General features: G+C 70.4%; 16 protein-coding genes and 1 pseudogene. 8 read left to right on the forward strand and 9 right to left on the reverse strand.

Annotated features, from left to right (window positions below; all coding sequences use genetic code 11):
• Positions 1 to 377: 377 nt before the first annotated feature.
• Positions 378 to 791 carry a MerR family transcriptional regulator gene (locus tag A3862_RS06595; protein ID WP_043075225.1) on the reverse strand — a complete coding sequence of 138 codons (414 nt, stop codon included), beginning with the start codon at positions 789 to 791 and terminating at the stop codon, positions 378 to 380.
• A 58-nt stretch (positions 792 to 849) separates the two neighbouring features.
• On the opposite strand from A3862_RS06595, the pseudogene A3862_RS06600 reads away from it, so the two are divergent.
• Positions 850 to 1,582 (forward strand): annotated as a pseudogene (locus A3862_RS06600) (cation transporter).
• Between the two features lie 130 nt (positions 1,583 to 1,712).
• Here A3862_RS06600 and A3862_RS06605 read toward each other — a convergent pair.
• Positions 1,713 to 4,049 carry a restriction endonuclease gene (locus A3862_RS06605; RefSeq protein ID WP_043075224.1) on the reverse strand — a complete coding sequence of 779 codons (2,337 nt, stop codon included), beginning with the start codon at positions 4,047 to 4,049 and terminating at the stop codon, positions 1,713 to 1,715.
• A 371-nt stretch (positions 4,050 to 4,420) separates the two neighbouring features.
• On the opposite strand from A3862_RS06605, the gene A3862_RS06610 reads away from it, so the two are divergent.
• Positions 4,421 to 4,699, forward strand: a complete 279-nt coding sequence (locus A3862_RS06610) for a metal-sensing transcriptional repressor (protein WP_043343706.1) — start codon at positions 4,421 to 4,423, stop codon at positions 4,697 to 4,699.
• Between the two features lie 309 nt (positions 4,700 to 5,008).
• Here A3862_RS06610 and A3862_RS06615 read toward each other — a convergent pair whose 3' ends face one another.
• The gene (locus A3862_RS06615) at positions 5,009 to 6,022 is read right to left on the reverse strand and encodes a hypothetical protein (protein WP_043075223.1); all 1,014 of its coding nucleotides are present in this window, start codon (positions 6,020 to 6,022) and stop codon (positions 5,009 to 5,011) included.
• A gap of 499 nt (positions 6,023 to 6,521) precedes the next feature.
• Here A3862_RS06615 and A3862_RS06620 point away from each other — a divergent pair, with 499 nt between their 5' ends.
• Positions 6,522 to 8,021 carry a TniQ family protein gene (locus tag A3862_RS06620; RefSeq protein WP_071000293.1) on the forward strand — a complete coding sequence of 500 codons (1,500 nt, stop codon included), beginning with the start codon at positions 6,522 to 6,524 and terminating at the stop codon, positions 8,019 to 8,021.
• A gap of 231 nt (positions 8,022 to 8,252) precedes the next feature.
• On the opposite strand, the gene A3862_RS06625 is transcribed toward A3862_RS06620, so the two are convergent.
• Complete coding sequence (locus A3862_RS06625; protein ID WP_052517002.1) at positions 8,253 to 9,773, reverse strand: hypothetical protein; 1,521 nt, start codon at positions 9,771 to 9,773, stop codon at positions 8,253 to 8,255.
• A 158-nt stretch (positions 9,774 to 9,931) separates the two neighbouring features.
• On the opposite strand from A3862_RS06625, the gene A3862_RS32465 reads away from it, so the two are divergent.
• From A3862_RS32465 to A3862_RS06645, 4 genes are all read left to right on the forward strand, one after another.
• On the forward strand, positions 9,932 to 12,832 hold the full coding sequence (locus A3862_RS32465; protein ID WP_269467569.1) for a bifunctional diguanylate cyclase/phosphodiesterase: 2,901 nt from the start codon (positions 9,932 to 9,934) through the stop codon (positions 12,830 to 12,832).
• Between the two features lie 295 nt (positions 12,833 to 13,127).
• On the forward strand, positions 13,128 to 13,649 hold the full coding sequence (locus tag A3862_RS06635) for a LysR substrate-binding domain-containing protein (protein ID WP_107645319.1): 522 nt from the start codon (positions 13,128 to 13,130) through the stop codon (positions 13,647 to 13,649).
• A 506-nt stretch (positions 13,650 to 14,155) separates the two neighbouring features.
• Positions 14,156 to 14,893, forward strand: coding sequence for a PAS domain-containing protein (locus A3862_RS06640; RefSeq protein ID WP_236961832.1), 738 nt, complete (start codon positions 14,156 to 14,158; stop codon positions 14,891 to 14,893).
• Positions 14,894 to 15,155: 262 nt separating this feature from the next.
• Entirely contained in the window at positions 15,156 to 15,818 is a 663-nt protein-coding gene (locus tag A3862_RS06645; protein WP_043075220.1) for a hypothetical protein, read from the forward strand.
• 13 nt (positions 15,819 to 15,831) lie between these two features.
• Here A3862_RS06645 and A3862_RS06650 read toward each other — a convergent pair whose 3' ends face one another.
• Together A3862_RS06650 and A3862_RS06655 are read right to left on the reverse strand one after the other, a co-directional pair.
• Positions 15,832 to 17,499 carry a TniQ family protein gene (locus A3862_RS06650; protein WP_071000291.1) on the reverse strand — a complete coding sequence of 556 codons (1,668 nt, stop codon included), beginning with the start codon at positions 17,497 to 17,499 and terminating at the stop codon, positions 15,832 to 15,834.
• A complete protein-coding gene (locus tag A3862_RS06655; protein WP_043075217.1) occupies positions 17,496 to 18,002 on the reverse strand; it encodes a hypothetical protein in 507 nt (168 codons plus the stop codon). The genes A3862_RS06650 and A3862_RS06655 overlap by 4 nt, the downstream gene beginning before the upstream one ends.
• 543 nt (positions 18,003 to 18,545) lie before the next feature.
• Here A3862_RS06655 and A3862_RS06660 point away from each other — a divergent pair.
• Entirely contained in the window at positions 18,546 to 19,493 is a 948-nt protein-coding gene (locus A3862_RS06660) for a phage exclusion protein Lit family protein (protein WP_160532431.1), read from the forward strand.
• 132 nt (positions 19,494 to 19,625) lie between these two features.
• Here A3862_RS06660 and A3862_RS06665 read toward each other — a convergent pair whose 3' ends face one another.
• The 3 genes from A3862_RS06665 to A3862_RS06675 are packed head-to-tail and all read right to left on the reverse strand — an operon-like array spanning position 19,626 to position 22,050.
• Positions 19,626 to 19,964 carry a DUF6527 family protein gene (locus A3862_RS06665; protein WP_043075215.1) on the reverse strand — a complete coding sequence of 113 codons (339 nt, stop codon included), beginning with the start codon at positions 19,962 to 19,964 and terminating at the stop codon, positions 19,626 to 19,628.
• Positions 19,964 to 21,358 (reverse strand): ThiF family adenylyltransferase, encoded by a 1,395-nt coding sequence (locus A3862_RS06670; RefSeq protein ID WP_071000290.1) that lies wholly within the window; start codon positions 21,356 to 21,358, stop codon positions 19,964 to 19,966. The genes A3862_RS06665 and A3862_RS06670 overlap by 1 nt, the downstream gene beginning before the upstream one ends.
• Entirely contained in the window at positions 21,358 to 22,050 is a 693-nt protein-coding gene (locus tag A3862_RS06675; protein ID WP_043075260.1) for a multiubiquitin domain-containing protein, read from the reverse strand. The genes A3862_RS06670 and A3862_RS06675 overlap by 1 nt, the downstream gene beginning before the upstream one ends.
• Between the last annotated feature and the right edge of the window lie 85 nt (positions 22,051 to 22,135).

Consider the following 22,135-nt stretch of genomic DNA (forward strand, 5'->3'; position numbering starts at 1 on the left):
ATGAGGCCGGCACGGTGGCCACGCCCCACGGCGGGCGACTGGGTTCGTCATCGAGGCCGAGCCGGCCGGACGGAGCCACCTGCCCCGCCGCCCGTTCCGGCACTGGAGCGAACGACGGCCGCATCTCGTCAGCCGGCCCGGCGGCGCCCAGTGTCGCCGCCGCGGGGGGACTTGTATCGAGCGAGCGTCGACGGGGCGGGCGCGCCGTCCGGGTGACCGAAGCGGGCCCAACGGCCAACGGACCTTTCGACGGCGGCCGCCCCTCCCGATCCCCGACGACGGGCGGACAGGCGTGACCCGCCCCCGCCACTCTTGCGGGGCGCTCCTCCCCGGGCATACGGGCCGCGGCTTGGATCACACCGGGGACGGACCGCCCGCTACTCGGCAGGTTGCTCCATATCCGCGAGCGCCTCGATCACCCGGCAGTCGCCGACCCGCCCTCGGCCACAGGTGTCCAGGGCGCGCCGCAGCTCGCGTCGGAGGGCCACGAGCCGGGCGATGCGCCGGTCGATGTCCTCGACGTGACGGCGGGCGATGCCGTCGACCTCCGCGCACGGGCGGTCCGGCTGCTCACTCAACGCCAGCAGTTCGCGCACCGCGGCCACCTCGAACCCAAGCTCGCGCGCGTGCCGGATGAAGTGGAGCCGCGCCACTGCGGCGGCGTCGTAGCGGCGCTGCAGTCCACCCGTGCGCGCCGGGACGCGCAGCAAGCCAACGCCTTCGTAATAGCGGATCGTCGGCACCTTTACCCCTGAGCGCCGCGCCAGCTCGCCGATCGATATCTCTGCCATGGCCCTTGAACCTTTGGTGGCTATAAGAAGTAGGTGAGGGCCGAAGGCGAGTCACCCCATAGCCGACGGCTGCTGCGAAAGACGCGTTGCCCGCTGCCAACCACCCGCGCCCGCACCGGCGGGACATCCCTCCCCCGCCATCGCCCACGGCGCGGCGGCCGCTGCGTGCTGCACCGGCGGCGTCCCGGTCTTCGATGGCGGGAACCCACGCCACAAGCGCATCCTCTGGACGGTGATCGGCCCGGAACGGGGCGTTGTTCCTCGGAGAGATGGCGGCGGGCCGGCTCGCTGGGTCTCAGGCGCTCAGGCCGACGCAATGGCCTTGCTCGCCGACACGGTGACCTACGGCCTCTGGCTGGCGGTGATCGGAGCGAGCCTGCGCACCCGTGCGTCGGCCGCGCTCACCACGGGCGTGCCGCCGTCGCTGATGGCGTTCGGCTCGACGGTCTGCCAGACGCTGGCCCTCGGCCTGCCGAAGGCGGAGGTCATGGGTCTGGCCGGCGAGCTGGCGCTGGCGGTCAACGCTGCCTCGGTGCTGCTCCCGAGCCCGTACAAGGACGGCGGTGCGAACATGCGCTCGCTTTTGGTCGTGCTCGCGCAACGACGCGATCGGCAATGTCATCGCCATGGGCGCGGTGCTGGCGGTGCGGGGCACCTCGACCGCGTGGCCCGACCTTCCGGCCGCCGCCCTCATGCCCGGCATGTTCCTCACCTCCTCCGCGCAGTTGCCAAGGCGGGCATGGTCGGAGTACCGCGAGGGCGAGCGGGTGCGCCCGGCGCCGGTGGAGTAGCCGATACGGACCGGTGCCAAGCGCGGACTGACTGGGCTCCGTCGGCCGGAGCGTTGCGACGTGGCATGGGCCGGCGACCGCCGGGACGTGGGCCTCGGTGCGGCCGCCGAACCGGCCGAACCGGCGCGTCTCACCGGCCGTCCGTCGGATCGGTTCGGTCGACGTCGCTGAAGATCGACCTCCGAGGCCGCTCCCGCGGCGGCGGCGGGGCGGCGGCGATCTCGGGGATCGTGGTCGCGGAGGCGAAGGCCCATTCCTCCTCCTCGTCGCCGGGCTCGGTCAGGGCGTGCCGCTCCCGCCGTCGCTGCACTAGATCGTGGACGGCTTCCGCCATGAGGTCGCGCGCCTCCTCGATGAGTTCCTCGGCCCCGTCGTCGAGCACGCCGATGTCGGCGAGCGCGCCGAACCCCTCCTCGAAGCGCTCGAAGTTCCTGTCAGGGTCCTCCTCGGGATCGGCCGTGGCCGCCGCCTGCCGGATCAGGCCGGCGACCGCCGGCAGGGCGCGCGTCCTGAGTTCCAGCCCGAGCGCGACGAGGCCGCCGGGCGGCAACAGCGCCAGGAAACCGGGATCCGGCAGGAACGAGAGCTCGAAGCCGTCGACGGCCGCGGCTGCGAGCTCGGCCGCCGCCCGGGCCCGGACCGTCTCCGGGAGGAGACGAAGCCGGTGCGCCCGCGCGACGAGATTGAGCCACGGGTCGTCGGCGGCGCGCTCGGTCCGCCAGGTCGCCCTGTCCAGGAGTCCCGGGTCCGCCGCGACCACGCGGGCGAGCAGGTCATCGCTGGCCCGGCGCGCCAGAAAGAGGAACAGCGAGCGGTTGGTGTCCTGCCTGTCCTCCACTCCGGCGATCCTGGCGGCGACGACGTCGTTCATCGACGCCGGGATGATGCCGGCGTCCCTGGCGGCCGGCATCCCCTCCGAGACGAAACCGGACAGGATGTTCTCGGGGGCGATGCCGCGCAGCAGCGCCGCGACCATGTGGGCCTGCCCGCGCAGGATCTCGGTCAGGGCGTCGCCGATGGTCGGATGGGAGAACGTCCAGGTTCCGCCGCCGGCCGACCGCTCGACGACGAACGAGCCCGCCAGCTCGGCGATGCGGTTGCGCACGTCGGCCAGGCGGACGCCGAGCAGGTCCGCCACGGCCCGGCTCGTGTCGTCGTCCCAGCCGTCGGCCGACAGTCGCCCCTGATGGACGTAGACGAGCATCAGGGCGGCGCGCAGCGTGTCGCCCAGGGAGCCGATGGTCTCGACGAGGTGCTCGCGCGGCTCGCGCATGAACCGGAGGAGACCCTCCACGGTCGGCCGCAGGCCCCGCGTGAACGCCGGGTCGCCGAGACGCTCGGCGACCCCGGGCAGGAAGCCGTCGACCTCGGCCACGGCGTCGAGGCAGGGCTTGACCGACGCCTTCCATGCCGGCGCCTGGCCGCCGAACGCGACGTGGTTGTACAGGATCTGCGCCCTCTCGGCACCCGTGAGCGCACCGACGTCGACGACCGCCCGCCCGTCGACGAAGGCGGCGAGGTTGCGCTGCCCAAGGAGCGGCTTGGCGCGCTGGTAGATGTGGCGGCGCGAGGTGAGCAGGAAGCGGTTGCCGTGCGACAGGGCCGCCTCGATCTTCCGGAAGGCGGAACTCCAGTCCTGGACGTACTCGTCCCGCATGACGTTCGGGCCGAAAGCGTCGTCGATCCAGAAGAAGCGCTTCCGATCATTCGGATTCCAGCCGTCACCGAGCTCCCGCGGCCCGGTCAGGTGCAGCACCGTGCAGCCCGCCTCCTCGCTCGCCATCGCCGAGAGGATGGCGCCGATGGTCGACTTGCCCGCCGAGGGGTTGCCAAGGAGCAGGACGGCTCCGTGCTCGTTCAGGGCGTGGACGGCACGGCGGTGCGCCTCGGTCGGCACGTACGAACGCAGCTTCGGCAGCCACTGCTCCAGCAGCGCGCGCGACTGCGCCGCCATGCGCTCGTCCAGGATCGCCCCGAGGTCGCCGAGGCCGTAGACCTGCGGGACGAGGGCGCGCAGGCGGGCGCGCGCACGTATCGACCGGATCAGCCATTCCCGGCCGAGGACGTGCGGCCTCGCGACGCCCCGCGCACGAAGCCGCGCGCGTATCGCGCAAGCCACCGGGGCGTCCACGCCCATGCTGGTCATCAGGATGTAGGTCTTCGCCTGCCCCAGGGCGACGAGCCGGTCGACGCTGGCGAGCTCCGCGGCGATGTCCCCCACCCTCAGGCGCCTCCGTCCGTCCGCGGAGTGCTTGCACTGGATCGTCGCGTCGTGGCCGCCGCCCGGCCCCGACAGGAACACCGCGTCCTGCCCGCCGTCCTGCGCCTCCCGATAGACCTGGACCGGGCGCCGCAGCACCTCCTCGCAGACCTGCGCGCATAGATCCTGGAAGGCCTTCCACCCGATCGTATGCAGGGCGAGGTCGCTCCAGGGCCCCTCGGCCCGCACCCGCATCGTACCGGCCATGCCGTCCCTCCGACCCAGGGCAGCAATCGTTCGCCCAGGCCCAAAGGATAGGCCGGCATCGCCTACCCATTCGATAGCGCATTCGGCCGCCGCACTGGAAAGCCCGGCGCGACGGGGCCGCGGACGATGCCCCCCGATGCTCGGCTAGGTCGGGAGTCCCCTTCGGCCCGCGGGGACGATGACCGGGCATGCCCCTTCGCGGAGCGGCGTCGCCTCCCCGCTCGCCCGCGGCGCGTCCGGTCCGCCACGGGCCCACGGATGCCGGGCGCCGGCCCTCCCGGTCTCCCGCATCGGCGCCTCCCGCCGCCCTGTCGCCCCAGGGTCGACGGCCCCGTCCGGCTCAGCCTATGGTGCGGCGGGAGGACCGTGACGTGGGGGATACGGACGCAGGCAAGGCGAAGCTCGTCGCGCGCATCCGCCGGGTCATGGGACAGGCTGGGGCCGTGGAGCGGTCGATCGTCGACGAGGGCGACACCCTGGAGCTGCTCATGCTCCTGTCGGCGTTGAGCGGGGCGATCGACGGCCTGACGGCCGAGGTGATGGAACGGCACGTCCGCCGGACCCTGGCGGACCCGGCGACCGACCCGGATCCGGGCCGAGCCGACGGGGCGAGCGTCCTGATCAAGGCGATCCGGACGTACATGAAGTGACCGGGCGCCGAATCCGGATCTCGCCAGCAGCGGCTGCCCGGGGACGTGTGCGTGGCCCGGCCATCGTCCGACCGAGGCGTTCATCGACGGCAGGACGCGAGGTTTCGGCGGACGCGCGCCCCGGCGCCGCGGCCGGGTCCCCCGGATCGAGTTCCCGTCCGTCGGCAAGGTGCGCCGATGCGAACCACGGCGGACGCAGCGGTGCCGGCTCACGCCCTCGCCAGGGGCGCCGCCCAGCGGCAGAAAAGGGTCACGGGCGCCCGACGGGCCCACGGCGCCGGCCCGTCCGTCGCCGATCGCGGCGCCCCGTCAGCCACCGCCGATCCCTGCAGGACCCACAAGCGACTGGAACCTTCGCTCGCACCTCTTGCTCATGCCGAGCGAGGACAGGATCCTGGATGCACCCAACGAGTCGACATTCCTGACCCTGTACCGATCCGAGAGTATGTAATTTATCGTCGCCGGCATGCTTCTCCTGATCTCGGGATCGTTCGCCGACGGAATGGAAAGCAAGCGTTTTGCCGCGGCGTAAACGACGCCCTCGACCCCCAATATGGTCAAGGCCTTCTCGTTGACGTCCATGGCTATCAGCCTCAGGATCGAAGAGTTCGAGAGGGCCTGCCTGTGGGTGAAGAGGATCTCCGCACCTTCCTTGAGCGGCAGTATCTCCGGCACGCGCATATCGTCGGTGTGATCCGGCCACGCCTCCAGCGCATCTCGGATCCCGTCCCCTCGCGAGAGGTCTTCCGCCGCGCCGCTCGCGATCGCGTCGCGGTGCGCGATGCAGTTGCGAGCGACGCGAAAGTATACGTACAGGGGCAGCAGGAACTTGACGCCGTCGAGGTCGGCGCCGATCCGCTCATAGTATCTGGTCAGCCCAGCCTCGGCCGCGGCCGCTCCGTCGTCGGTGCCGTCGCCACCCTGCCTGGCAGGGAGACGCCCCTTGGGCTTCGGCTTGGCCCCGCGGAAGCGGCCGTAGCTCTCCAGCTCGGCGCTCAGGTTGTCCAGGAACAGGTCGAACGCCGAGAAGCCGCGAACGACGCCCGCTCGCCCGATATCCAGCCTCCCCTCGTCGATCAGCTCTTGCGGGCGGCCCCAGTCCGGCATCCCGCCCCAGAGGTCGTTCTGGGCGTACAGGATCTCCTTGATGCCGTCGCGGGTCTCGCCCTTGTCGATCGCGTCCTTAAGCATCCCCAGCCCGATGACCTGCGTCTTGAGGGAACGGTTGAGCCTCTCGTGAAAGCGATGAAACCGCAACGACGCCTCGGTGTTGGCCCCCGCGAGACCGTGCTGCGTCTGCATCCTGTCCTTCCGTTCCGTCATCGGCGGGGGGATCGCCCGCCCCTGGGCGCGGCGCGTCTATAGAGGCCTGTCACCGAAGCGTCGATTCCGGGGGAGCGCGCGCCGGCGACTGGCGGCGGCGGAGATCCGACGCGAGGAACCGTGCCCGGCCGCCGCGACGGCACGTATCGGGTGGCCTCGGCATGGAGCCGCGGTTCGAGGGTCGATGACCTTCATCGCCGCAGCGCCGCCGATGCGGGCGTCGCCCCGGCCGGGTCGGCCAGGGATCGGGTCAGGACGAGAAGCGACGCAACCGTGCGGTCCCGGCCCCGTCGGCCGGCCCGCTCGCGGACGTCGCTCGCCAGCCGTGGACGGGGCGCGACGCCGCCGGCCGGCCCTTCTTCCCGGTGCCCGATCTTGCCTCGGCGCGCGGATGGGTGGAGCTGCCCCTAGCCGGGCCGCGCGGCTGAAGGCTTGACGCCGAAGGGGGAACCACCCTTGGGATCGGGCGTCAGGCCGGTTTCGTCAGCACGCCATCACCATGCCACATGCGATCCGCGTTCCGCCGCGGCCGGGGGAGCCCGCGTACGAGGCGTTCGAGCGGCTGGCCGCCCGTTTGGGCGATGCCGACGGCGACCGGCTGGCCCGCTCGCTGGGAATCGATCGCAAGGCCTTGCGGCACGGCGTAGGCGTGGACCGGGTCGGCGAGTTGCTCGGCCTGGAAGCCCGGTCGTTGACCGACGCGACGTTCGTGCGGGAGGCCCGCGGCATGCGGCTCGGCGGCTTCGTCGTGCCGTTCCGGGGCTGGGCGCCTTCGAAGCGCGTCTGCATCCCGTGCCTGGTACAGGATTCAAACGGCGATGATGACGCAGCAACGCTCTGGAAGTACCGTCGGACGTGGTGGGACCTTCGGGCCGTCGACCGCTGCGAACGCCATGGCTGCGCCTTGCTCGACGCCTGCCCGGGATGCGGATCGCCCCTCGCATGGCGCGATCGCCCCCCGCGCCTGTGCTCGTCCTGCGGTCACGACCTTCTCGCCGCGTCGGGGGCCTCGGCCCCCGACGCGGGCTGGGAAGCCTACCTGGTCGGTCGGCTGGGCTTCGGTCCGGCGCGTCCCGCCGCGATCCTCGACGCCATGCCGCTCACCGACGCGCTCTCATGCGTCCTGGCGGTCGGCGAGACGCTGAGCCCTCGTTCGGCGTCCAGGAGCAGCCCGCAGGTCGACCGCGCGCGCGCGACCCTCGGCTTCGGCCTTGTCGGGGACGGGGGCCGCGCGCTGCGGGCCGGCCTCCTCGGGCTGGAGCCACCGTCTCCCCACCTCGACGGCCGGCGCCTGCGCCGGTTGCTCGACCCGCTGCTGGGCTGGCTCGAAGCGCATCCCGGCGATGCGACCGGTCCGATCAGGGACGCGCTCCTGTCCCACGTCCGATCCGCCTGGGTCGTGTCGCGCGAGCTCCCCCTGCTCGGGGAGACCCTCGCGCCGGTGGTCCAGGAGCACCGCCTCGCCCTGGGGCGCCGGCTCGGCCTCGACCCGACGATCCTGGATCGTCTCTTGCGGCACGCCGGCCTCGCCGCCGCGGGCGAGCGAGAATGCAGCGCGGAGGAGTTCGCCAGGCTCAGGGACGCGGTCGAAGCCTCCGTGTCGGTCCCCGAGGCGAGGCGCATCCTCGACCTCGACACGCGGACGCTGTCGGCGCTTGCGGGTATGGACATCCTCCCGCGGGTCCCTTGGGCCGAAGGCGAGGCGACCCGCGGTCGCTTCGTCCGGAGCGCCCTCGAACGCCTGGCGGCGTCGTTGCGGTACGATGTCCCGACGGTGGGTCGCCGGACCGCGGACCATATGACCTTCGACGACGCGTCGCGGGCCCTGCGCCGCGGGTCCCGCCACCACGATCGCGCGCGGGCCATCCGGCACCTGCTGAGCGACAGGATCCGGCCGTGCGCACGGCTCGACCGCGGGCAGGGGCCGACGACGCTTCTGTTCGACCGGCGGACGATCGAGGTTCTCCAGGACGCGGACATGCAGCCCCCAGATCTCTGAGCGTTCGGGCGCCGCTTCAAGCCTCCGCGCTCAGTGGGCGAAGACGCTGCGGGAAGTAGCATCCTGCGTCGTCGATGCCACGAGCGCCACCTGCCTCTAAATAGTGGCTTCCCCGATGACGGCCGCCGCCGCGGAAGGCGGGGCATGACCGGCCCGGGGAACAGGTCCAGCGCGGGCGCGGCGACCGGGGTGCCGCCCCCGGTCCCGAACCGCCCTCGTCCGTACGGCCGATCACCCGGCGGGCCGGCCCTGCTCGATCTCCTGCACATGCGCGGCATGAAGCGCCTCCCCTTGCCGCAGGAGCCAACGCATCGCGGCCGGGATGGCCTCGACGTCGAGCCCTTCCGACCGGGCCCGGCCCGTCAGGGCGGCGGCGATGTCGGGGTGCCTGCCGAACTTCAGCCGCAGGACCCAGAGATCGATGGCCAGCGACCGATGGCGGACGAACTCGGCCTCGGCCACGGCCAAGGCCAGATTGGCCCGGTCGCACGCCTCCGCCTTCGCGACATCGATCTCGGGCTTCTCGTTGTCGCGCACCTCGCCGAGGCATTCGCGCATGTCCTCCAGCGTCAGCGTAGGTCTCCGATCCACGACGGGGCGGGCGGACTGCAGCCTGGAGGAGACGTCGCCGCAGTCCGAGCAGACGTATACCTGCCGGCGCAACGCCACGACGAGCCCGGCGCCGCCGTGGCCGTAGAGCGCATGCCTGAACTCCCGGCTCTGCGGGTCGGTCTCCAGCTCAAGATGCGAATGGGTGCGCAGCTCCGCGAACCATTTGCCGCCGCCGGAGATACGCAGGATCGCGGGCTTGCCACGGCCGCAGCACGGGCAGGCCCAATCGGGCGGCGTCCGCTGCCAGCCCTTCCCGGCCTGTCTCTCGAACGCGGCGATGTCGGCGGCGGTGGGACGCCGCCCGGCGACCGGCTTGCGCGCCCGTCCCGAGTTGCCGACAGCGTCGCGGCGCACGGACCTGGCGCGCAACCGCGCCTCGATCCCCAATTGCCAGGTCCGCATCGCATGCAGGTCCGGGTCGTCGCGGACCCAACGGTCGATCATTCGTTCGTCCGCCGGCCTGGCGAACGCCATGACCGCGTCCGGCCCGCGCTCCTGAGCGAAACTCCCCGAGGCCAGCCGCTCGACCAGGAGCGCGGCGAACGCCAGCCGGTCCTCGAAACCATGCCTGACCTCGCTCCAGGTGCGGCAGGCCGCCTCCACGTCGACCTCGTGGAGCGCATTGGACCGCGGCCGGATGAACCGGCCGATCTCAGCCGGGGAGAAGGAGAAGGCGGGGTGGATCTCCGATCCCAGCAGCCGCTTCGCGGTGCCGTCCGCCGCGTTGCACGCGTCGCAAACGAGCGTGTCGCGGAAGCGCACCACCAGCGCACGCATGTGCTCGCCGGCATGGGCCGACCCGGCGCCGGCGCCCTCCACCCGGGAGACGCCCACCCATGCGCCGACCAGGCTCTGCAGGTGATCCCGGAGGTGGTCGTGATGCAGGTCGAGATGCGCGAGCAGGACCCCGTTCCGTGCCTTGCGCACGATCATCGGCTTGGGCCTGCGACAGCATGTGCAGTGCCAGTCGGCCGGCACGCCGGCCCAATTCGCGTTCAGGTCCAGTCCGGTGGCGCCATGCGCCCGCAGCAACGTCTTGGTCTGCTCCGTCCATTGCCCGTCGAAGCCCGGGAACCAATGCGCGAGCCCGGCATCATCGAGGCCCGGGACGTCGGGCAAGCGCAGGTCGGCCCTGATCATGCCGGCCTCTGACGTAGCCATCTCCAACCCGCTCCAATTTCATGCCGGTCGACGGATCTCGCGCCGCCCCCCCCGCACCCGCCATGGACGTGGCAGGATAGCCGGGCGTCAAGCGCGCCCGGCGCCATCACGCGCGCGCGACGGCGCCGGAGGACGCATTGGGCGCCATCGCGGCCGGTGCCGGTCTCCGAACCGAAGGTCGCGCGGGTCGCGGGGAGCGCTTCGAGCACCACCGTAACGCATGGTTCATCGTATTCGAGGCTCGGCCAGGGGAAGTCGATCGACCGGTAAGATTCTCAACGCACCCGGCCCCAGAAGGCAGCCGGGACGTGCGAAGACATAAGGGGAGCCTGTTGCCGGTGCCGGGACCTCGGTCGATGCTCGCCTCCGCGCTTCGCCCCGGCGCGGCTCTCGCCGCCGCGCTGGCCGCATTGGCCCTGGCGATCGCGTCGGCCGCGGCGCTGCTCGTGGTCGACATGAACCGGCAGGCCGTTCAGGACGTCGAGCGCGGCCTGGTCGGGCTTTCGGCCGTCCTCGCCGACCAGGCCGACCGCTCCCTGCAGGCGATGGAGATGGTGCAGGATGCCGTCATCGACGGCTTGCGCGAGGCGGGCGTCGCCACGTCCGAGGAGTACGCGGCGGCGGCGGGCCGGCAGGACCTCCACCTGGCCCTCAGGGCCCGCATCGCCGCGCTCCCGCAGGTCAACGCGATCACGATCGTCGACCACGCCGGCAAACTGCTGAACTTCAGCCGCTACTGGCCGATCCCCGACGTCAACATCGCGGACCGAGACTACTTCAAGGCGCTCGCCGCGGACCCGGGGCGCGGACGTTTCGTCGGCCGACCGGTTCGGAATCGCGGCGACGGCGCATGGACGATCTACGTCGCCCGCAAGGTCTCAGCCTCCGACGGGACGTTCCTCGGCCTCGTGCTCGGCGCGGTAGAACTCGGCTACTTCGAGGGCCTCTACCGGCAGATCTCGCCGACCGACGACGCCGTCGTCTCGGTCTTCCGCGACGACGGCATGCTGCTCGTGCGCCACCCGCACCGGGCGGCCACGATCGGCAAGGTCCTGCCCACCGCGGCGGCTGCGCTGATCGCCGCGCGGGACCGGGCGGGCGGCGTCCTGCGCAACGTCAGCCCGATCGACGGCCACGAGCGCCTCGTCGCGACGAAGGCCCTCGCCCGCTACCCGCTCATCCTCAGCGTCAGCCGGACGGTGGAGGCGAGCCTCGCCCCCGTCCGGCGCCAGGCTTTCGTCGTCGGCGCGTCGGCGGCGCTCCTGGTGTCATGCATCGCCGCCCTGTCCGCCCTCTTCCTCCGTCAGGCCCGCGCCTTGCGGCGCGCCGCCGCCGCCGAGGAGCGCGCCCGCGGCGAACGCGACCTGCGTGAGCATTGCGAGCGCTTCGGCTTCGCGCTCGACAACATGATCCAGGGCCTCTGCCTCTTCGACGCCGACAGGCGGCTGGTCGTCATGAACCAGCGCTTCGCCGAACTGTACGCGGTCCCGCGCCATCTTCGCGAGCCAGGCGCGAAGGCGGAAGACCTCCGCCGGGTCGTCCTGTCGCTGCGGGGGGAAGCGGGAGGCGACTGGGACATGGTCGTCACCCCGCCGGGTTCGGACGCCCCTTCGTTGACGGCCTCCGTCGTCCGCCTGTCCGACGACCGGGACGTCAGCGTCATGCGCGTGCCCGTTCCCGGCGGGGGGTGGATCTGCACGCACGAGGACGTCACGGAGCGCCGCAGGAGCGAGGAGCGCCTCGGCTTCCTCGCGCGGCACGACGCCCTGACCGAGCTGCCGAATCGCGTGCAGTTCGCGGACGTGGTAGCCCGCGAGCTGGCGATCTGCGCCGGGACGGGGCAGGAGGCCGCGCTCCTCTGCCTCGACCTCGACGGGTTCAAGCAGGTGAACGACCTGTTCGGCCATCCCGCCGGGGACCGCCTGCTCGTCGAGGTCGCCAAACGACTGCGGGGGCTGCTGGGCGAACGCTGCGTCGCCGCGCGCCTGGGAGGCGACGAGTTCGCCGTGCTCGCGACCGGCCTCGATGGCCGCAGGACGCCCGCCACGACCGCACGGGCCGTCATCGACGCGCTGGGCGCGCCCTTCGCGGACGGCGAGCGGCGGATCGACGTCGGCTGCAGCGTCGGAATCGCTTCGTTCCCGCGCGACGGCGACACCTGCGAACGCCTTCTCTCCGCGTCCGACATGGCGTTGGTGCGCGCCAAGCGTGACGGCAAGGGGGGCTACCGTTTCTTCAAGCCGGAGATGGACGCCGCGGCGCGCGAACGGCATCAGCTGGCGCTCGACCTACGCGCGGCCATCGGCACCCCGCAGTTCGCGCTGCATTACCAACCGCAGTTCGAGGTCGCCACGGGCCGCGCCTGCGGCTTCGAGGCCCTCCTGCGCTGGACGCACCCGATCCGGGGAGCGATCCCGCCGACACTGTTCGTGCCGCTCGCCGAGGAGACAGGCGCGATCCTGCCGCTCGGCGAATGGGTGCTGCGGGAGGCCTGCCGCGAGGCTGCAACCTGGGGGCTGCCCCTCGGCATCGCCGTCAACCTCTCGATTGCGCAGTTCCGGCAGGCCGACCTGTGCGACGTGGTCAGGCAAGCGCTCGCGGAGACGGGACTGCGGCCCGATCGCCTGGAACTGGAGGTGACCGAGAGCCTGTTCCTCAATAGCGCGGCGCGCTCGCAGGAGGTGCTGGGCGACCTCAAGGCGCTCGGGGTGCGCATCTCCATGGACGATTTCGGGACCGGCTACTCGTCGCTGGCCACGCTGCAGTCATTCCCCTTCGACAAGATCAAGATCGATCGCTCGTTCGTGGGCCAAGTCGGCGTCACGAGCAAGGGTGGCGCGATCGTGCGCGCGATCATCAGCCTCGGCGAGAGCCTCGGCGTCCCGGTTATCGCCGAAGGGATCGAGACGGAGGAGCAGCTCGCATTCCTGCGGCGGCACCGCTGCGCGGAGATGCAGGGCTATCTGCGCGGCATGCCACGGCCGATAGCGGAGTATCTCCCGCTGCTCGCTGCGGAGGTGGACCTTCGCGTCGCGTAGGCGCGCAGCCGGTGCACCGAACGCTCGGCGGAAGGCGGCGCCGGCACCCGCGACGCGAGCGCTGACCTGGGCGAGACCTGTCAGCAGGCACATGCCGTTCAGGGGTGCCATCGATCTTTTCCCGATGCCGCCGAAGTCTTCATCCGGGGGGCGGTTCTGACGCTCGGCATCCACTGCTGGCGCGATCGAGCGAAGCGCTCGTCCTTCAGCGACCGTGGCGTCAGAACGGTGGCAGGGCGGCCCATTCCGAGGCGCTCCTCCGCCGGTCCATCGACGCCGCGATCACCTGCGATAGATGTCCGACCTCGACGACATCGAGCGGTTTCCGTTCTACCGGGAGCCCTACGTGCTGGTCGTGCCGCGCGGGCTCAGGGAGGAACTCGAAGGGCAGGAATTGGCCGCGATCTTCGAGAAGCATCGTCGCGTCCGGCACAGCGAGCGCTCCTATGTCGGCGGGCAGGTCGAACGGCACCTCAGCCGCTCGGGTCTCCGGCCTCCACGGGCGTTCGAGTTCGACACGTCGGACAGTCTCGTCGCGATGGTGGCGACCGGCATGGGGGTCGCCATCACCACGCCCCTGTGCCTGCTGCAGGGCATCGCGCATGCCAGCCACGTCAGCGTCCTGCCCCTGCCCGGTCCGGGGTTTTCCCGGGAGCCGCTGCTGGTCACGCGCCGAGGTTATCTGGTCTCATTGGCACCCCGGATCGCCGAGCTGGCTCGGGCCGCGATCATCCAGCGAGAGCTGCCCCGCATTCACGCGCTCGTGCCGTGGTTCTCGCCTCCCTCTTCCCCCGCAGCGCCTTCGATGGCTCGATAAGCCCAAGGCTCTGATCCAGCACATCAATACGGCATCAAATCTGCTATGTTTATTGGTGCTTTAAATCTTTTTGATGTGCGTGTATAGATAACCGCGCCACAAGCAGATTAGCCTCTAAGGGCGTTCAATGATTTGTTACTATGTACGCCAAATACAAACTTTTGATACTTCGCAAGTGTCTGCTTTTGGCAAGCGCCGACACTCGTTCTCATGGCTGACATGGGTCGTAGTCTGAACGTCCGGTTGCGTGGAGCGGGTCAGCTTCCGCTTCTGAGCCTGCTTTGATTTTCCGGGCTAGCCACGAATGGCCGCCTACCGGAAGCGACGATCGCAATCCGCGCAGCTGGCATGGTCCGGATCCGAGAGCTGGCATGCGTCGAGCGCTGCCGCGGCAGATGCAAGCGGCTGTGCACGAAACCTGGGCGAAGCTTGTCTGGGAAGCCTGAGCCCATGCCCCGCGAAGCCGCGTTTCGGCCAATGCCTAGCCTGACGCGCTCAAACACAGCATGGCCACCTCGACCCGTCGTACGAAAGCTGCCTTTCGGATTGCTCCGCAGCCCTGGGTTGTGTTTCAAATGCCTTCGGCGGTCTTGGAACCTGGACAGAGCATGCCACGCCGATCAGCGGACGCCCATCTCTCGGCGGCCTCCCTGCCGCTCACGACGCTCGACATCGGCCTGTGGGAAGAAGACGTCGACGCCGACCGGGTCCGCGCCGACGAGGTGATGGCACGGATGTTCGGGCTGTCCGGCGCGGCGGTCACAGAAGGCATCTCGCGCGCGCACCTCCTTTCAATCTTCCATCCCGAGGACGTGGCCCGGGACCCAGAGCGCCGCCGCAGCGTGCGGGAAGAAGGCGGGCTGTTCGTATGGGAGCACCGCATCCTGCCCGCGCCGGGCGTCGTGCGCTGGGTTCTCGCCCGCGGACACTACGAGCGGGACGTAGATGGTGGGATGCGCGGGCGCGGGATCGTCATCGACGTGACCGACAGCCGGACAGACAGCCGCATCGATGGCCCCGCGCACTTCCTCGCGGCCTTCGAGACGTCGGGGTCCGTGTTGGAACGCATCGCGGACAATGCGATCGAGGCCTGCGACCTGATCCGCTCCCTGGACGCGGACAAGGCGGCGCGGCTGCGGCTGCTGGTCGACGCCTTGCTGCACGAACTCGGACGCCAGCTCGCGGCCTCGCTTCACGAGGACGCCGCGAGGCCCGCCATATCGCGCGGTTCCAAGGTACACTGAAGCGGCCCCGCGCGCCGACCCGGTCTGAGTCGAGTATCCGGGCGCTGATAGCCGACCCAATGTTCCGCGTTGAGAACGTAGGGGATGAGAGGCAAGCAACACCATAGTTGCGTGCCTCGAACACCAAAGATCCGCACATGTTTCGAGGCTCTGCGCAACCTCACATGTGATGAGGCTTCGGACGGTTTTTGGGTTGCAGCCCGGGATCAGAGAATCGCTTGACCGGCCGGCGCTCCCGCCGTGGGCGGGACGAGGCTTCGCCATGGGCTACAAGCATAGCAATCCGCAGAACCGGGCGAAGGCGGCGTCCCTGCTCAGGCAGCTGAAGGGCCAGCTCGTGGACGTGACGGGCGTGCGGGTGGAAGCCCTGAGCAACGTCTACGCCGCCGCCGAGGCGTACTGGCAGCTTTCCAAGGCAGCCGGCGTCCACCTGTACCAGGAAGGCGGCGGCTGGCACGCCGACCTGGAGTTCAAGGGACTGCCGCACGGCATCCCGAGGATCGTCGGAACCCCCGAGCCCGTCGCGACGCGGGCGGAGGCCATCGAGAGCGTGGTCGAGATGATGTCGATGTGCGCCCAGCGCGACAACGTCCCGCCCCCGGATCCGGCGACGGGGCTACGCTGGTTCCGGTTCGACGAGCATCAGATCCCGGTCGACCCGCGGATGCTGCAACACTTTGTCTCCCGCGTTCCGGAGGTCGCGTTCGACGCGGATCACATCCGGAAGGAACTCGACGTCCTCCGGGCCGACATCTCGGGCGACGCCCCCGTCACGGCCGATGCCTGGGAGGCTGCCGAGTTCCAGCTCCGTTACGACGCTAGCCGGATGTGCTGCGCCGCCATGGCCTTCGGCATCATGCAGATGTCGTACGATCCGCCGGCGGACCTCGATCTGGCCTTGGCGGCCGCCCCCGGAATGCACTGAACGCCGCGGCCGGTCATGCGGCGTCGGCCGCCGACAGGCAAGCCGTCAGGTCGCGGCGTCGGTAAAGCTTCATCCGGACCCGGTCGTACGCCGCCGCGTCCCCGATGCCGGCTTCAGCGAGCCGACGCATCGCCTGCTGGGGCGCGAGGCCCAGGACGGCGGCCGCCTCCTTCAGGGTGACGTACTCCGAGGCGAACGCCTCGACGCTCGCCCTGGTCAACGCCCTCACTGACCGCGGATCGCGCGGGCGGTATCCGGGTGACCATTCCAGCATCCCTTCCCTGACCGGGCACCACAGTCTCCCCGGGTCCACGCCGGCCAGCATGGCGGCCGCCTCGGTCTCGGTGACGTCGTCGGGGGAGCCGGCGCCCTGGAGGACCGTGGATAGCTCGTCGCGGTCGATCAGGAGGTCGCCGTAGCGTCCGCCCGTCGTATGGCGTCCGACCCATGCGAGCCGCTCGTCGAGGATGAGGTTCAGGATCTCGACGGTGCCGACGCGCAAGCCGGGCGCCGCACGCTCGATCGTCATCCTCGGCTCGGCGGGGTTGGCCACCGGCACCGCGTTCCTAAACAGCCTCGCCATGAAGGCGTCGACGTCCGGACGGAGGAATCGGCGTTTCGAGCCCGCGTTCCGGTCGGCCTCGGGCAAGGGCGACAGCAGTCCCGCCTCCTCAAGGTGCCCGACCTGCTTCGCTGAGAAGCCGGTCCTGGCGGCGACGTCCTTGGCCGTGAGGTGGTCCTCGACGTCGGCGACGACCCTCCCGAACTCCTCGACGGTGATCCAGAGCCGCCGCCCGTCGGCGACCGCCTCGGGGCCGACCAGCCGGATCAGCCCGGCGTCGGACCGGGAGCTCGAAAAAGCGGCGCTCCTTTGCGTGTGCATGCGCCGCTCGTCCAGCCGCACGCCGAGGAAGGCGGTCCCCGGGCTTATGGGGAGCCTCCCGAAGGCGTGCTCCCGCAGGACGTGGCGGAATTTCTCGAACGCGACGTCCTTGGGATTCGCCCGCAGGACTGCGTGGACGCGCCCGTAGACCTTGCCATGGCCGACGGAGCCGCGCTTCCCGAAACGGACGCGCCCGACGATGCCGTCGAGGGCGCTCCCGACCGCCTCGGCCCCCTGCGCGGCGGTGCGGTAGCCCTCCTCCGCGGCCCGCGCGAGGTCCGCCATGCCCATGTCCGAGGGATGCGTTCCCGGACCGTGAAGGACCGAGGTCCCGAGCCCCTCGCAGAAGGCCGAGGCGGCGTGCAGGGGCACGTCGTCGAGCCAGTTGCCGGGATTGCGCATGCCATCGAGCCTGGCGACGAACCAGTCCACGAAGGCGGTGCCAGTGGCGGGTTCAGCCTCCGCCCGGAGCCGGTCGAGCACGGGGAGCACGCGGCGCGCCAACGTCGCCGAGAAGTCGTGACCGGCCCGGAGCGTCGCATCGGCCTCGACGTGGACCAGCACGGCCCCGTGCCGGCCGCAGACCCGGACCGGTAGCAGCAACCATTCAAGCCTCGACCACGGCCGGGCCTTCGTGGGGTTCTCGAACCGGGCGAGGTCTTCCGCGACGCAGTGCGGGCAGACCCTCGTCGCGGAGGTCAGGACCGATCCGGGCGGGAGCCGGTGACCGCCGACCTCCGCGGCCTTGTCGCCGACGGCGTGCGTGGGCGTGTAGCGACCGAGGTCGAAGCGGCTCACCGGCGTCGGCCGGCGCAGGTTGGCCAGGAGATCGGCCCGATCCTGACGTAGAGGTCGGCGGATGCGACGAGGGTCGCAGGCAGGTAGCGCGCCGGGCTCTGCGAGACGCCTGCGACGCGCGCGCCGTCCGAGAGCAGGCGCCCGACCTTCTCATTGCCCTCCGTCGGTCTATCCTGAGTGCGTGAGGCGCCGGATCTGCAGCAGATGTGGGCGAAATCGGTGAGACTCCGGAGCGCCAGTTCGATGCCGGGGATCCAGTCCGGGCTCGGAACCTCGACCACGACGGCGATGCCGTCCGCTTCCCGCAGGCGGCGCAGACCCGCGGGGCCAAGGGCTTCGGCGAGCGCCACGGTGGGAAGCACGTCGCGGGCGGGGCGTAGGCCGTTCAGGCAGGCGGCGACGTAGGTGTCGTCGGCCGCTTCGACGGGGAACTCGACATCGATGGGGTCCGCCGGCGGGCGACGCTTGCCGAGGATGCGGCTCTCGATGGTCTGACGGGTCATGGCTGCCTCCAAGCGCGAGGCAGCCATCCGCTGACGCGGCGAGCTAGGCCTCGGGAGGTTTCTGGGTCTGGCGAGGGATGCGCGGCCGGCCGGCTATGCCGACGGGCGTCGCGGACCGGCGGGAACGCCGGCGATCCCGTTTTCGCGGGCACGTCCAGGGCATAGAAGGGCTTTCGAGGCTGGGGCCGCCCGAGCGTCAGCTACGAGGGCGGTATGGGTGCTTCCGCATCGGCGGGGGCACAGGAAGCGCCTTCGACGCGCCGAGAACACATACAGAACGCCGCGAATCGGCGTCAACAGATTTGGCAGTTCCCGAACTACCTTTCATGCGTTCCCGTGGATAGCGGGGATGACGCTGGGGGCTCTCTACCGATCGCGCGAACCCCAAGCTCGCTCGCGCCCTAGCCCAAGGGTTGCCTCGGATCACCCCGAGAGCGTGCGAGCCGCCGATACTTGATGGCCAATGGGCGTCCTAGCCATATCGGCGGCGGCAGGCACGACCTACTCGATGCCGTGTCCCGCGCCGCACGTAGAGCAAAATCCATGAGTTGCCTTCCTCAGGTGTTCTCGACATTCCGACCCGTCGTCGAACGATGGTACCTCGCCTGCTGTGACGATGCCGGCGTGACACCGGCCGAAGTGCCCTTGAAGCTTGAGGACTTGGCTCTGGAAGTTCCTCGGACCTTCAGGTCGGAGTTCGCGGCCGTGACGCCCCCGCCTGCAGTGAGGATCACCTGGAACGGTCTTGCGAGCCTGTGGGCTTTTTCCCAGGCGGTCGTTCGGGTCGGACGTCCCATGTTCGAGGCCCAGAGAACAGCCGACCCTACCGCAGGCCCTCCGCAGCTTGCGATCGGCGGAGAGCTTGAGGAGGGGCTGCATCTCTTCGAACTGTCGTCGAGACTGAGCAGGAACAAGTTCGACGGCTGGGTCGATTGGGCTCCGGTGCCGGACCCCGACGCCGTCGGTGCCAGCCTTGGCGGCAACCGCACCTTCGAGAACGCACTCGGCTGGATCATGCGTCACGAGTTGGCTCATCTGAGGCTGAACCATCATGCCGTGGCCGAGCCGTTGCCGCACGAAGCCAAGGAACAGGAATTCCAGGCCGACGCGCAAGCCACGCATTGGATGAAGGGATCGTTGCAGGTCGATCCGGGCAGGGCTCTGGAGACGCGACCCTCGGAGACCGAGCTGGATCTGGAGCGGCGTGCCCTCGGCATGTTCACCGGGCTTGCCTGGGTGGCGCAATTCGAACTCGTCCCTCATGGAAACAGCTCGACGCATCCGCCCGTGATGGATCGCATCGGTAGGATGATCGGCGACCTGAGACTCGCGGATGACAGTTTCGCCTGTGAGATGCTCTCTTACGTGACCAAGGTGTTGGTCGATCCGGAAGGCGTATGGCCTCCGGACCAGGAAGTCCCGACCGCCAAGGACGCGGCGATGGAAGCGATGTTCAGGCTGAGCCGTGCGGTGGCCGCCTTCAAAGGCTGACGCGCGGTTCGAAAGGCTCGTAGATCCCGGTGACCCGGGCCGGCCAAGCCATGCCCGGGTGTGTCGCGCTCTCGGGCATGGCTTGGCATGCTTGAGGCGTCGCCTAACGAGATTTCGACGCCGGCGTCGCGGTCAGCACCACTCGACCCTGCCCTTGCGGAGCCAGAAATGGCTCTTGCATCCGACCTTGCGCCAGACGCTGGGTGCGAGCGACGCGGTGCCGTCCCAATGATCCCTCAACTTCCAGCCGGGACGGTCGCCGGGGACGAGCGAGAGCTTGATGGTCTCGCCGCAACCGCAGGGGCAATCGAAAGCCGCGAACCAGCGATGGCCGTCCTCGCCCACGACGTAGACGGTGCGCGGGGCGAGCGCGTCCGGCTCCTCCTCAACGAAGGCGGCGGTGTGGCGTCCCCGACGACGGGAGACCCAGCCGAGGGCGGCCCGGATCTTCGAGAGCATGGCATCCCTCATCACGCTGCCCTCGCGAGCATGTCGAGGGCGGGCCGGTTCAGGAACGGCACCATGTCGCCGCGGCCGACGTAGCGGGCCAACGCCTCGTCGACGCCCTCGTCCGGCAGGTTCTCCCAGTAGCCGGCCGTCAGGCTGAACGTCTGGGTGGCGAACCCGCCGTTCGGGTCGAGCCGCGAGGGATGCAGCCTCAGCAGGAACTCCATGACCGCCAGGCTGGAGAAGAGCCCGTTCAGCGCCCCGACCGCCGGTCGGTCCTCGGGAACCCCACGGATGTAGCCGCGGGCGAGCCGGTCCTCGTAGGCCGCCGGATCCTGCCTGCGGAGGCTCTCGGCTTCCAGCATGCCGTCCGTGTAGAGGCCCCGGCCCCGCAGGCTGGAGCGTCCGGGTTGCAGGTAGTGGACCGAGCCGCAGATCTGCCCGATGCCCCCATGTCCGTCGGCGTCGAGCATCACGCCGACATCGAAGTAGGCCAGGCCGTAAAAGGTCGCGAGCCGGTTCAGCAGATCACGCCCCTCGACGCCGTCCATGCATCCGAAGACGACGTCGCAGGTCGAGATCGCATGCAGGGCGGCGGGGTGGGAGAGGTCGTGGGCGAAGGCCTCGACCCGCGAGCCCAGGCCGAGCCGTTCGACGAAGCCGGCGAGCACCTCGACCTTCGGTCGTCCGATGTCGCCCCGCGTCGTGTTGACGATGCGATTGAGGTTCTTCTCCTCGACCTTGTCCGGATCGACGAGCACGATCTCGCCGACGCCGAGCCGGGCGACCTGATCGACGAGTGGACTGCCGGTGCCGGAGCAACCGACTACGCCGAGCCTGAGCCCACGGACAGCCTGGAAGGTGCCGCGTCCGAAGGCCTGCGCGTGCCGCCGGGCGAACTCGGGGATCTCGCGATCCGCGTCCGCCGGCGGCCTCCAGAAGCGGATGTCGTCGCCCACGACGCAGACGTGATGCAGTTCGCCATGCGTCCCGTCGGCCCTGTGGGCGCGGGCCAGCACGGCGCCCGAGGGCACCATGACGGCGCTGAGGTGCGGGGCCCCGTCGTCGACCCAGGCGTGGACGCTCCCGAACAGGGCGGCGTCGGCCTCGTCGTCGACCTCGCTGAAGTGGAGATTCCCGCCCGGATGGGAGTGGATCTTCGCCACCGCCATCCCGCGCCGCGCCGCCTTGTCGAGCAAGGGTTCGAGGTAGGAGGTTGGCCAGGTGACGCGCCGGTCGGTGCGCTGGCAGGCCTCGTGGGGCACCGGGACGATCTCGTGGACGACGAGCTTGGTGCGGCCGGGCGACACGGCCCGACCGCACAGCATCAGGGCGACGGCCTCGCGGCCATCCCCCGGGAAAAGGTGGGCGTGGATCGCGGCGTGCTGGGCGCCGGTGAGGGCGAGCGTGACGCGCATCAGGCGGCCCCCACTTCCTTGGCGAGGTTGTGCTCGACGACGGCGAGGTGGGTGCCGATGTCGTCGATGTCCGGCCGCCAGGGGTTCAGGCCGGTGCGGTGGCGCGACCAGCCCTGCCAGTGCTTGCCCTCGAAGATGTCACCGACGAGCGCCCGGATCTGCGCGCCGTCCGTGCGGGCCAGGGGCGGGTGGAAGTACCACATGTCGATCTGCGAGGTCGGGTATCCCGGCAGGAGCCGCAGCATCAGGTCCGTCCGTTCCGGCGCGTAGCCGGCCCGGACGGGATAGCCGCGGATCACGACGCGGGGGACGCCCATGTCCTGGACGGTCTCCCAGCGCAGTCCCGTGGCGTCGAGGGTCTCGCGATCGCCCTCGGGCAGCACGAAGTCCCGGCGAAGGGGGAGCGCCTGCTCCCCCTCGGTCTGGTCCAGCGGCAGGGTGATGAAGCGCTCCTCGCCCTTGTCGCTGACGTGCACCACCTCGTCGAGGGCGATCGGCTTCATGGTGGCGCCGATCTTCTGGAGGAGCTTGAACCGCTCCGGGTGGTGCTTGCCGGCGATGACGAGGAGGTCGCGGCCGGTCAGGTCCGGAAGCGGGTTCTCGTACTCCGTCTTGTCGATGCGGAAGCGATAGACCTGGACCTTGCGGGTGCCGTCCTCGTCGCGGTCGTTGTCGTGGCCGTTGGTCGTCATGACTGTTCCTTTCGATCTCTCGGTGGGTCGGGTGCTCCCCGCACCGTCGAGAGGTTGATCGAAAGGGACCGGCGGATCCGGAAAC

The sequence above is a fragment of the Methylobacterium sp. XJLW genome, assembly GCF_003254375.1.
In the GTDB taxonomy this organism is placed as follows: Bacteria; Pseudomonadota; Alphaproteobacteria; order Rhizobiales; family Beijerinckiaceae; genus Methylobacterium; species Methylobacterium fujisawaense.

Bases quoted from the DNA above. Each gene is read 5' to 3' on its own strand.
- A3862_RS06595 (WP_043075225.1), bottom strand. From the start codon at position 791: ATGGCAGAGATATCGATCGGCGAGCTGGCGCGGCGCTCAGGGGTAAAG.
- A3862_RS06605 (WP_043075224.1), bottom strand. From the start codon at position 4,049: ATGGCCGGTACGATGCGGGTGCGGGCCGAGGGGCCCTGGAGCGACCTC.
- A3862_RS06615 (WP_043075223.1), bottom strand. From the start codon at position 6,022: ATGACGGAACGGAAGGACAGGATGCAGACGCAGCACGGTCTCGCGGGG.
- A3862_RS06620 (WP_071000293.1), top strand. From the start codon at position 6,522: ATGCCACATGCGATCCGCGTTCCGCCGCGGCCGGGGGAGCCCGCGTAC.
- A3862_RS06625 (WP_052517002.1), bottom strand. From the start codon at position 9,773: ATGATCAGGGCCGACCTGCGCTTGCCCGACGTCCCGGGCCTCGATGAT.
- A3862_RS06635 (WP_107645319.1), top strand. From the start codon at position 13,128: ATGTCCGACCTCGACGACATCGAGCGGTTTCCGTTCTACCGGGAGCCC.
- A3862_RS06640 (WP_236961832.1), top strand. From the start codon at position 14,156: ATGGCCACCTCGACCCGTCGTACGAAAGCTGCCTTTCGGATTGCTCCG.
- A3862_RS06645 (WP_043075220.1), top strand. From the start codon at position 15,156: ATGGGCTACAAGCATAGCAATCCGCAGAACCGGGCGAAGGCGGCGTCC.
- A3862_RS06655 (WP_043075217.1), bottom strand. From the start codon at position 18,002: ATGACCCGTCAGACCATCGAGAGCCGCATCCTCGGCAAGCGTCGCCCG.
- A3862_RS06660 (WP_160532431.1), top strand. From the start codon at position 18,546: ATGAGTTGCCTTCCTCAGGTGTTCTCGACATTCCGACCCGTCGTCGAA.
- A3862_RS06665 (WP_043075215.1), bottom strand. From the start codon at position 19,964: ATGAGGGATGCCATGCTCTCGAAGATCCGGGCCGCCCTCGGCTGGGTC.
- A3862_RS06670 (WP_071000290.1), bottom strand. From the start codon at position 21,358: ATGCGCGTCACGCTCGCCCTCACCGGCGCCCAGCACGCCGCGATCCAC.
- A3862_RS06675 (WP_043075260.1), bottom strand. From the start codon at position 22,050: ATGACGACCAACGGCCACGACAACGACCGCGACGAGGACGGCACCCGC.